General features: G+C 39.4%; 8 protein-coding genes. 6 read left to right on the top strand and 2 right to left on the bottom strand.

Annotated elements, in window-relative coordinates; all coding sequences use genetic code 11:
- Positions 1-540, bottom strand: a 540-nt coding sequence (locus AC4GME_RS09700; protein ID WP_490379304.1) for an IMP dehydrogenase, incomplete at its 3' end; no start/stop codon positions are given.
- 340 nt (positions 541-880) lie between these two features.
- On the opposite strand from AC4GME_RS09700, the gene AC4GME_RS09695 reads away from it, so the two are divergent.
- Positions 881-1603, top strand: coding sequence for an ion transporter (locus AC4GME_RS09695; protein ID WP_490376323.1), 723 nt, complete (start codon positions 881-883; stop codon positions 1601-1603).
- 499 nt (positions 1604-2102) lie between these two features.
- Here the strand turns inward: AC4GME_RS09695 and AC4GME_RS09690 are convergent, their stop codons facing one another.
- Complete coding sequence (locus AC4GME_RS09690) at positions 2103-3320, bottom strand: potassium/proton antiporter (RefSeq protein WP_490376324.1); 1218 nt, start codon at positions 3318-3320, stop codon at positions 2103-2105.
- A 258-nt stretch (positions 3321-3578) separates the two neighbouring features.
- Here AC4GME_RS09690 and rlmKL point away from each other — a divergent pair, with 258 nt between their 5' ends.
- The 5 genes from rlmKL (at position 3579) to AC4GME_RS09665 (ending at position 11037) form a co-directional block, all read left to right on the top strand.
- On the top strand, positions 3579-5837 hold the full coding sequence (gene rlmKL, locus AC4GME_RS09685; RefSeq protein WP_490379303.1) for a bifunctional 23S rRNA (guanine(2069)-N(7))-methyltransferase RlmK/23S rRNA (guanine(2445)-N(2))-methyltransferase RlmL: 2259 nt from the start codon (positions 3579-3581) through the stop codon (positions 5835-5837).
- Between the two features lie 12 nt (positions 5838-5849).
- On the top strand, positions 5850-6089 hold the full coding sequence (locus tag AC4GME_RS09680; RefSeq protein ID WP_490376326.1) for a glutaredoxin family protein: 240 nt from the start codon (positions 5850-5852) through the stop codon (positions 6087-6089).
- 14 nt (positions 6090-6103) lie between these two features.
- Positions 6104-8020 carry an ATP-binding cassette ATPase Uup gene (gene uup / locus AC4GME_RS09675; protein ID WP_490376327.1) on the top strand — a complete coding sequence of 639 codons (1917 nt, stop codon included), beginning with the start codon at positions 6104-6106 and terminating at the stop codon, positions 8018-8020.
- Entirely contained in the window at positions 8021-9853 is a 1833-nt protein-coding gene (locus AC4GME_RS09670; protein ID WP_490376328.1) for a DUF3466 family protein, read from the top strand.
- Positions 9854-10068: 215 nt separating this feature from the next.
- The gene (locus tag AC4GME_RS09665) at positions 10069-11037 is read left to right on the top strand and encodes a PstS family phosphate ABC transporter substrate-binding protein (RefSeq protein ID WP_490379302.1); all 969 of its coding nucleotides are present in this window, start codon (positions 10069-10071) and stop codon (positions 11035-11037) included.
- Positions 11038-11259: the final 222 nt, after the last annotated feature.

Below are 11259 nucleotides of genomic sequence, written 5' to 3'. Positions count from 1 at the left end.
GATGCCAACTTTAACGATATCCGCACCAGCTAAAATTAGCTCTTCAACCATATCGCCGGTAACGACATTACCGGCGGTGATCACTTTATCCGGAAATGCGGCACGTACTTGGGCAACATATTCAACCAGATGCTCAGAATAACCATTGGCGATATCGATACAGATAAACATCAGTTCTTCTGAAAGCGCCATAATATCAATGGTTTTCTGGAAGTCTTTTTCTGATGTGCCGGTTGAAACCATTAGATTGTTAAGTACTTTAGCCGGGGCTTTTTTCACAAAATGAGTCCAATCATCAACTGTGTAATGCTTATGGATTGCGGTTAATACATTATGCTCGGCAAGGGCGGTTGCCATTGCAAAACTACCTACGGAGTCCATATTGGCGGCTATGATTGGCACACCACTCCACTTACGACCGCTATGCTTGAACGTATATTCACGGGATAGTTCTACCTGTGAGCGACTTTTTAAAGTCGAACGTTTTGGACGGAAAAGGACATCTTTAAAACCTAATTTTAGATCTTGTTCAATACGCATAACTGTTTCCTAAATTTATAACAAAAATGATTAACAATTTGGTTTTGATTTACAGGCATAAACGGCAGGCAAAAAAAAACCGGGGTGCTTTTTCAAGCGCCCCGGTTGAAAACAGTATATGGAGTAAAATGTTTTTAACAAGCTTGAAATGGTCAAACTGTGATCAGTCAATAATCAGAAAGAGGGTGCTGTAGAGCATGATTAATCTATTTTTCTAATAAAGTGCGCTGTATGACACGTCTGTTCTCACGCTATTAGAAATAACAGTATGAACGATTGAATTTACAGGAATATATCGTTAATGTGAGTTTTTGTTAATCTAGGCAAACAGAGGTTTAAGTTGTTTAATAAAAATAGGATCTGCAAACTTGTAGATAGCACTGACCATTTATCAGGTAAAATATTTACCTTTGTTATTCAATTTCTAATCATAGTCTCTTTAGTTTCCTTTTCACTGGATACCTTGCCCGATTTATCTTCCCGCACTAAACATATTTTACATATTATCGAGGTGATTACTGTATCTATTTTTACTGCTGAGTATCTGTTACGGATTTATACTGCTGAAAAAAAATTGCGTTTTATCTTCAGCTTTTATGGTTTAGTTGATTTGATCGCTATTTTACCATTCTATATCGCAACTGGTTTTGATCTGCGTAGCGTGCGCATCTTTAGGTTATTTCGCTTATTACGTATACTTAAATTATTTAGATATAATCAAGCAATAAATCGTTTTCATCGTGCTTTGATAATCGCCAAAGAAGAACTCATTCTTTTCGGTTTCATTGCCATTATCATGCTCTACTTATCAGCGGTTGGTATCTATTATTTTGAACATGCAGCTCAACCTGAACAATTTCAATCTGTTTTTCACAGCCTTTGGTGGGCTGTCACTACATTAACAACGGTGGGGTATGGTGATATGTATCCGATCACAACGGGTGGCAAGATCTTTACTTTTTTTGTATTGATGATTGGCCTTGGAATGGTTGCTGTACCGATTGGTTTAGTTGCATCGGCATTATCCAGCGTGCGCGATGAACTGCGTAACTCAAGAACTTAGTATTACCCGGTAATCTTAGCCTAGTATGGGAAGTCCATCGCGTGTAATTTCAACACCTTTTACAGTAATAAACATTACCAGTTAGAAAAGCAAAAGTTACTATTTTTGCTGAAATTTTAACTAACAAAGAAGCGCCTTATTCGATCTTTTAGCTTCGGCAATTTCGTTAGGCTTAACAAACACACGGTCACTTTTATACTATGATTATTGTTTGTAAGTCAGCCTTAGATATATACAGAAAGCACTTATAAGCAAGGTGTTGTAACTAAATTAATCTGTACACAGCCAAATGATTGACTGAACAATACAAGAAAAGTGAGTATACAATACACCTCTATATTACTTGTAAAAGAGATCTCTTGTTATATTACTGCAAGCAACTTTCGGTCTGTTTTTTCTTACTATTGCTTGTTCCGTGTTCGTTAGCAATTGCACCTACATAATAAGATGCAACGCATAATTTCAATGCTGACAGGTATATTAGCCTATGAAAAAGTTATTACTCAGTACCTTTAGTCTCTTCACTGTCATCAATATTAAGCTGTAATTTTTTGGCTAAAGGTTCTAACACGCCACCTTGAACCAGTATTGAAAACAAAACAATAAAAAAGACAACGTATACCACTTTATCCGCGTGTTCAACGCCAGCCGCTGCCGGGATAAGTGCAAAAACGATGGGAGTTGCCCCCTTCAAACCGATAGCGGAAATAAAAAGACGTTTTTTCAAACTCGATTTAGTAAATGGTAAATAACAAAGCATTACTGCTATTGGTCTGGCGACAAAAGTCAGCACGATTGCGCAGCCGATTGCGGTGTAAAATACAACCGGAAGTTGTGCTGGAAATATCTGTAATCCGAGTACGACAAACATTAATGACTGGGCTAACCAAGAAAGGGCGTTATAGAAATGTTTATTAACTTCACGGCCTCGCTCTAAGTGATTACCGAAAATAACACCGGCAATATAAGAGGCGATTAAAATGTTACCGCCAAGCAGTTCACTGCCATAAGTTGCAATAATAAAACAGGCTAAAATAAAGACGGGGATCAAACCAAACTCTTCAAGCTTTATACGATTTAATGCAAACACCCCTAAAGAAGCAACCAGCGTTCCTAGCAACGTACCCACCAAGACTTGCTGCGTAAGCAGCGAGCTGATCTCTGTGGGGCTTGGGAGCGCACCATCACTACTGACTAGAATAGCAGTCAACATGATTACCATAACTAACGCGACTGGGTCATTGGTTGCCGATTCAAATTCAAGTATGGTATCTGCATTTTCTTTGAGTTTTAGTTTTTTGGATTTTAAAATAGAGAAAACGGCAGCTGCATCAGTGGACGAGACAACGGCGGCAAATAATAAACAGGTAAGAAAATTCAACTCGAAAAATTGATAAATAATGGCAGCAGAAATTAAAGATGTAATAACAACCCCTAAGGTCGCTAATATACCACCTTCCTTCCATGCATTTTTTATATCATCTGTTGAGGTATTTAGGCCCCCGGTAAAAACAATAATATTTAACGCGATGCCACCGATTTGAGAGGTTAATTTAAGATCGTCATAAACAAAGTCAAACTCACCATTACCAAAAACTAAACCGACTCCCATAAAAATAAGTAAAGAGGGAATACCGAGTGACTTTGAGGGATGATGCAGTAAGATGCCGATGGCGATTAAGGCTGCTATTCCGATTAGAGGATAAGTGAGTGTCAAAATAATTTCCTTTTAATTGCATGATAATACACTTTTTATGTAAACGATTAGTTATTATTACGGGAAATGATTGATCACTGCTAACTACGCAAACGCTGTTAACTAGACTCATTAACTATAGGTGTAAAAATCAACTGTAGTTTGTTCTTGACTAATCTATCTCTAGATCTCTTGATAGTGGCTGTGAAGCTCGCATTTCCTAGTGGTTTGGGTATAATACGCGCTGTTTTATTCCCCCTATTATTGCTGAGAGCCATTATGTTAAGTTACTTTATCCCGACCGCCAAAGGTTTAGCCCCACTGCTTGAAGTTGAGCTGAAAGAAATGGGTATTGAAAATACCAAACAGATGAACGGTGGTGTGGCTTTTGATGGCACATTAGAACAAGGCTACAAAGTCTGTTTATGGTCGCGTTTTGCCTCTCGAGTATTATTAAAGCTTAGTGAATTCAAAGTGTTGAATTCACTGGATCTGTATTTAGGCTGTAGCAATATTCCCTGGGAAGAGCATTTTGATATTGATAATACTTTCTCGATTGACTTCTCCGGCAGTAACGATGAAATTCGTAATACGCAGTTTGGTGCGTTAAAAATTAAAGATGCAATTGTGGATCGCTTCCGCAAAAAATTTGATGATCGTCCGAGTGTTGAAAAACGCGATGCCGATATCCGTTTCAACGGTCGCTTATGGAAAGATAAAGCGACAATCTATTTAGATCTGTCAGGATCGCCGTTACATCTTCGTGGTTACCGCACAATTGCCGGTGAAGCACCGCTTCGTGAAACCTTAGCTGCAGGTATTGTTAAACGCAGTGGCTGGCAAGGGGAAGCATTATTGGATCCAATGTGTGGCTCGGGCACCATTGTTATTGAAGCTGCTATGATGGCGCTCAATATAGCACCGGGTTCACTGCGTCAGACCTTCGGTTTTGAAAAGTGGAAAAAACATGATCAAGCGTGCTGGAATACATTAAAAACCTCTGCTCAGGTTTATGCTAAACGCTCGGTTAATCAGTGCGAAACACGTTTTTACGCGTCTGATTTAAGCAAAGATATGATTGAAATAGCACGTAAAAATGCACAGCGTGCAGGCGTTGCAGAATTAATTGAATTTTCGGTTGCCGATGCTAAAAAGGTATTACCACCGGAAGAGCTGGAAACGGGCATGCTAATCAGTAACCCTCCCTACGGAGAGCGGTTAGGTGGTTTTAGCGATACCATCACGCTATACACAGAGTTAGGTTACCACTTCAAAGAAGCATTCGCAGGCTGGAATTTGGCTATGTTTGCCATGGATACAGAGCTGCTGAGCTGTTTAGGTATGCGTGCAGCGAAAAGCTTTAAATTCTTTAACGGTCCGATTGAGTGTGTCCTTAAAAATTACCGTATTTCGGCAAAACGTAATGTTGAAAAAGTAGTTGAAGCTGCCCCCGTAGTTGAATCAGATAAAAACAATAAAACTCCAGAGCCTATCAATCCGTGGACCATGGGACGTGGAGATGATGATTTTGCAATGGGGCAAGAAACCGAATCTGAAATTGTCTTTAAAGAAGTTAAGCAGATTAAGCCTGCTATTTACTCTGAAGCCTTTGCTAACCGTTTAACTAAAAACCTCAAAAAGTTAGAGAAATGGGCGAAGCGTGAAAACGTTGAGTGTTACCGCATGTATGATGCCGATTTGCCTGAATATAATGTAGCTATTGACCGTTACGGCGAGTATGTCATCATCCAGGAATACCGTGCGCCGAAAGAGATTGAAGCAGGTAAAGTACGTCGCCGCTTTTTAGATGTGGTTTCTACGGTGCGTTATATGCTGAATCTTTCTGATGATAAGCTAGTGATTAAAGTACGTGAACGTCAGAAAGGGCGCCAGCAGTATGAAAAACTAGACACTAAAAAACAGTCGTTAGTGGTGCATGAAGGGCAGGCAAAACTGCTGGTCAATCTGCAGGACTATTTAGATACAGGCCTGTTTTTAGATCACCGTCCAACGCGTTTACGTATTGCAAAAATGGCGAAAGGAAAAGATTTCTTAAACCTGTTTTGTTATACCGCAACAGCATCTGTGCATGCGGCATTAGGCGGCGCTAAATCAACAACCAGTGTTGATATGTCGAAAACATATTTAGCATGGGGTGAAGATAACTTTGCTGAGAATGGTATTAAAGGTAAGCATGAGTTTATCCAGCAGGACTGCATTAAATGGCTGCAGCATGCCCATGAGATGTTTGATCTGATCTTTATCGATCCGCCAACCTTCTCCAACTCAAAACGTATGACTGATGTGTTTGATGTTCAAGACGATCATGTTGCGTTATTAACATCGGCCAGTGAACGTTTAAATGCAGGTGGTGAGATTATCTTCTCAAATAATAAGCGCGGCTTTAAGTTAGATATTGATGCGGTTAAAGCATTAGGTTTTTATGTTAACGACATCAGCCAGTCATCAATTCCTGAAGACTTTAAACGAAACAGTAAAATCCACCAGTGCTGGATTTTAACTAAGCATGATAAATAAGAAATAGTAATAATGGCGGGTAAAAATCTGTTGTTATATTTCACTGACGGCTGTCATTTGTGTGATGATGCCGTCAGATTATTGCAGCAGACTAATACCCCCTATTCAAAAGTCGATATCATCCACGATCAGAAATTAGTGGATTTATACGGTTATTCGATTCCGGTTATAGAAGATGAAAACGGGAATAGCATTAACTGGCCGTTCAGCTTACAAGAGCTAAACGATTTTATTCATATTCACACCCAATAAAAAAGAGTATTTACGTGGCATTATTAACTTTACATAACGCAGAGCTCGCCTTCGGTGACAGTGCATTATTAAATAAATCGAACCTAGTGATTGAACCTAATGAACGTGTTTGTTTAGTCGGACGTAACGGTGCAGGAAAATCAACGCTATTAAAAGTGTTAGACGGCCGTATTCAATTAGATGACGGCAGTATGCTGATTAATAACGATGTTAAAATCGCACGTTTAGAGCAGGATCCGCCAACAGCGAATACCATGAGTGCCTATGATTTCGTTGCATCGGGTATGGAAAATGCGGGTGAAGTATTAAAAGAGTATCACCACCAGTTACATGTTATTGCTGAAGACTGCAGCGAAAAACAGTTAAATAAATTACAGAAACTCCAGGAGCAGATTGATCAGTTAGATGCCTGGCAGTTAGACAGTAAAATAAATCAGATTTTAGACCGCTTAGCAATTGATCCGGATACCACCTTAGATCAGTTATCCGGCGGCTGGTTACGTAAAGTAGCGCTTGCCAAAGCGTTAGTAAATGATCCCGATCTGCTGCTGCTTGATGAGCCTACCAACCATTTGGATGTTGGGACAATCGAGTGGTTAGAGCAGTTTTTACTAAGCTTCCAGGGTTCAATTGTATTTATCAGTCATGACCGGGAATTTATCCGCCGTTTATCAACGCGCATTATCGATATTGACCGCGGCAATTTAAGCTCATGGCCGGGCGGTTATGATGATTATTTAGTAGCCAAAGAAGAAGCGTTACGTGTTGAAGAGGAACAAAATTCTGAATTTGACCGTAAGTTAGCGATTGAAGAAAAATGGATCCGCCAGGGGATCAAAGCGCGACGCACACGTAACGAAGGCCGTGTTCGCGAACTTAAATCACTGCGTAATGAGCGTGCAGAGCGTCAGAATGTGCAGGGCAAAGCCAAAATCAATATTGATGCGGGTACGCGCTCAGGAAAAATTATTTTTGAAGCAGATCATATTGCTTATAGTTATGATGATTTGTGTATTGTGCGTGATTTCTCCTGCACCATTATGCGCGGCGATAAGATAGCTTTAGTTGGCCGTAATGGCTGCGGTAAGAGTACCTTACTGAAATTATTCTTAGATCAGTTACAGCCTGACAGCGGCACCATGAAATGCGGAACTAAATTAGAAGTTGCCTATTTTGACCAGTATCGCGATACCCTAGATCCTGAAAAATCTGTGATGGATAACCTTGCAGAAGGTAAACAGGAAGTTGAAGTGAACGGTCTTAAACGTCATGCATTAGGCTATTTACAAGACTTTTTATTTCACCCTGTGCGCGCTAGAACGCCAGTAAAAGCGTTATCGGGCGGTGAAAAAAATCGTCTGTTACTTGCCAAAATTTTCTTAAAGCCAAATAACTTATTGATTCTTGATGAACCTACCAATGATCTTGATGTCGAAACGCTGGAACTATTAGAAGAGTTATTAGCGAATTATCAGGGCACGCTATTACTGGTAAGTCATGACCGTAGTTTTGTTGATAATACGGTTACGAATACCTGGTTCTTTGACGGGAATGGTAATGTAGAGCAGTTTGTCGGCGGTTACAGCGATGCTGTACGTCACAAAACACAAAGCGAAGCCACACGTCAGCCCGTTATTAGCGACGCCAAAGCTCAAGTTAAAAAAGACAAAGCACCGGTAAAAGTGGCAGCAAAGAAAAAGTTATCATACAAACTGCAGTTAGAACTTGATGGTTTACCGCGAGTTTTAGAAGAGTTAGAAATAAAAGTAGAAGAGCTCCAGGAAAGCATAAATACGCCAGAGTTCTTTACTAAAGAGAAAACTGAAGCTGATAAATTCTTAGCTGAGCTTGCTGATACAGAACAACAATTAGAAGAAGCATTTATGCGTTGGGAAGAGTTAGAAGAATTACAAAATGGGGAAAATAGTTAAATGAAATTTAAAGTTACCTTAGCAGGTGTGGTTTTGCTACTAGCAAATAACAGCTGGGCAAATCAACAACCTTATTATACGGTTGAAGAGATAAGCGTCACTGCCGATGGCGCTTTGTATGGGCCATATCCCTCTGCTATTTCCGATGATGGCACGTTTATTGGCACCTATTCAATGAAAGCTTCATTATCGGCCGATATTGATATTGCTTTACCGCTTACTTTTAATCGGGATTGTCAGTATGACAGTGTTCTTTGCTGGCTTGAGTTTTATGGCTCAGAAACTGCTGGTGATTTAAGCTATGAAAATGGTTATCAACAATGGCGAAATGCACAAGCCAATGCTGCCAATGGTTACAGCCGTTATTTTATGGCTAACACCCTGTTAAACGGTAGCGATCAGCCTCAAATTCCTTACGCTCTTGGTGAGAATAGTACTGATGTTAAAGTTACAGATGTTACTAATCCGTTACCCACCGAAACGGATGATCGTTTTGTAGTCGGTTACTCTTCTGCGCCTTATCAAAGTGGTACCCGTGAGTTTGTGCGCCGTGCTTTTGTAAAATCTGTAAGCGGTGATGTCACTTCATTATTACCTAGTTTTACCAGCAATGGAGGTTTAACAAGCGCCTATAAGTTAAAAGAAGTGACTTATGGCAATGGTGAGTCTAAAACTCTAGTGATAGGGAGCTCAAGTGTTTCTTATCCTAAAGATAGCGATGAATATTTCAAATATTGCTTTTTTAGTGATCAAGATGAGCAAATGAGCACGCTTAATGAATTAGTGTATTGTCCTGGTTTTGATACACAGGCTTGGGCTTGGGATGCTACGGCTACAGTTAATGGTGGCGTTAGTGATCTGACAGGTTATCCTTTGGCAAGCCACTGGCTTGGAAATTCACCAGAAGCATCGAATGGCTATAACGAAGAGCATTACGGAAGTCTAACATTTAGTGCCAGTGCATTTGATATTAATAGCTCAGGTATGGCAGTGGGTGCTTCTACGTTTGAATACAGCAACATCAGTTTAGGTGCCCGTCAGCGTGCGATTATTATGTCGCCATCAGAAACGGGGGAATATGGTAAACCGACTGTTATCTCATCTGCCACTGCGGATATTGGTGATACTGATGATCAGGATCGCGGTATTTATAACACTTGGGCGCAAGCTATTACTGATAGTAATATTGTGGTCGGTAATCGTGAATATGCCATTGCCAAAGGTCGTAATATTCCGTTTGAATTCTTTGTTTATAATATCGATACTGGTGCAATAAATATTCCATTATTAGATAAAAAGGTCTTAACTACCCAGCAGCGTTTAGCGGGGGAGAATGGCGCTAAAACTGGTGCGAACAGTCTGGCCTATGATATTAATAAAGACGGTTTTGTGGTTGGACAAGTAGATGATTATGATCAAATAGATCCTGTTTATCTTGCCAGCCCGCGTAGCCAGACTGCATTTTTATATGAGAATACAAGTGGTGACAGCTGGTTAATCAATGATTTAATCTGCAGTGAAACGGATGGTGTTGTTACTTCGCCTTATTTCCGTATTCGCAGTGCAAGGGTAATTAATGATGACGGAACTGTGCTAGCGGAAGGTTACAAATATAACACTGCTGATGATTACAAAAATAAAGTAAATGCTACACAAGTTGCCTTTAAGTTAATACGTAATGACACCGTAATTAGTCCAAGTGACAGCCCAAACTGTTGGGAGTCTGATTTGCTAAATATAAAAGAAGATCCTTATGAACGTCAAGGAGCAGCAAGTTTCTGGCTATGGATTTTTGCTTTACCACTGTTATTAGTACGTCGTTTACGTAAATAATCTATTTGAGAACTTTTTTTAAGGCTTGTTGTGAAATTTCATAACAAGCCTTTTTTTTACTCTTAAAATTATGATTATTAACAACAGATGTCATTAAAGTGTCATATTGGTAGCGCATATTAGCTGACGTCGCCATGGAGGCGTAACTTTTATTTTATTAACAAGCCAATAAAATAGATAATTCTTAATTAACGATGATAATGATGGAGTTTTGAATGAAACTTAAAACGTTAGCAACAGCAGTAACATTAAGTGCAGCTTCGCTATTCTCTGTTGCAGCTTCAGCTACAGATGCGGCATTACTTGTTTACACAAAAGTAAGCGGTATTTCAGGAAACCTTTCTTCTGTCGGCTCTGATACATTAGCAAATATGATGACATTTTGGGCAGAAGAGTTTAAACGTCAATACCCTAATATCAATATTCAAATTCAAGCAGCAGGCTCTTCAACTGCGCCTCCATCTTTAACTGAAGGTACTTCTCAGTTTGGTCCTATGAGTCGTAAAATGAAGTCAAAAGAGATTGAAGCATTTGAAAAACGTTACGGTTACAAACCAACTTCTGTTCGTGTTGCTATTGATGCGTTAGCAGTATTTGTAAATAAAGATAACCCTATTGAAGGGCTAACAATTAAACAAGTTGATGCGATCTTTTCTGCAACACAAAAATGTGGCGCAGATAAAAATGCAACACGTTGGGCTGATCTTGGTTTAACGGGCGGTTGGGCTGGTAAAGATATTCAGCTATTTGGTCGTAATTCAGTATCAGGTACATATGGTTATTTTAAGAAAAAAGCACTTTGTAAAGGCGATTACAAAAACTCTGTAAATGAGCAACCAGGCTCTGCTTCAGTAGTGCAATCGGTCGCATCATCTTTAAATTCAATTGGTTATTCCGGTATCGGTTACAAAGTGGCAGGTGTTAAAGCGATTGCACTTTCAAAGAAAGGTGGCCCTTTTATTGAAGCTTCAATGGATAATGCGGTGACGGGGAAATATCCTCTTTCACGTTTCTTATACGTTTACGTGAATAAGCATCCAAACAAACCGTTATCACCATTACAAGCTGAATTTTTAAAAATGGTTTTATCGCAACAAGGGCAAGTGATTGTTAAAAAAGATGGTTATATCCCATTACCAGCAAAAGTCGTTAATAAAGAGTTAGCTAAATTAGGTTTAAATTAAAGTAAAAGTTATTTAAATTCCTTACTAATAAAAACAGCGCTAAAAGCGCTGTTTTTTTATCTAAAATTAAAAAAGCAATTAATGCTCACTAATGCCGAACTGGTTGCGGCCAGCATCTTTAGCTATATATAGGCTGAATTATCAATGCTGTTTTTTAGCAGGTACTCAACTAATGCTCACTAACACTAACTAATGCTCACTAATACCAATCTGGTTTCGGCC

The sequence above is a fragment of the Psychromonas sp. genome (assembly GCF_983033635.1).
This window is presented reverse-complemented; position numbering and strand designations above follow the sequence as displayed.

Bases quoted from the DNA above. Each gene is read 5' to 3' on its own strand.
- rlmKL (WP_490379303.1), top strand. From the start codon at position 3,579: ATGTTAAGTTACTTTATCCCGACCGCCAAAGGTTTAGCCCCACTGCTT.
- AC4GME_RS09680 (WP_490376326.1), top strand. From the start codon at position 5,850: ATGGCGGGTAAAAATCTGTTGTTATATTTCACTGACGGCTGTCATTTG.
- AC4GME_RS09670 (WP_490376328.1), top strand. From the start codon at position 8,021: ATGAAATTTAAAGTTACCTTAGCAGGTGTGGTTTTGCTACTAGCAAAT.
- AC4GME_RS09665 (WP_490379302.1), top strand. From the start codon at position 10,069: ATGAAACTTAAAACGTTAGCAACAGCAGTAACATTAAGTGCAGCTTCG.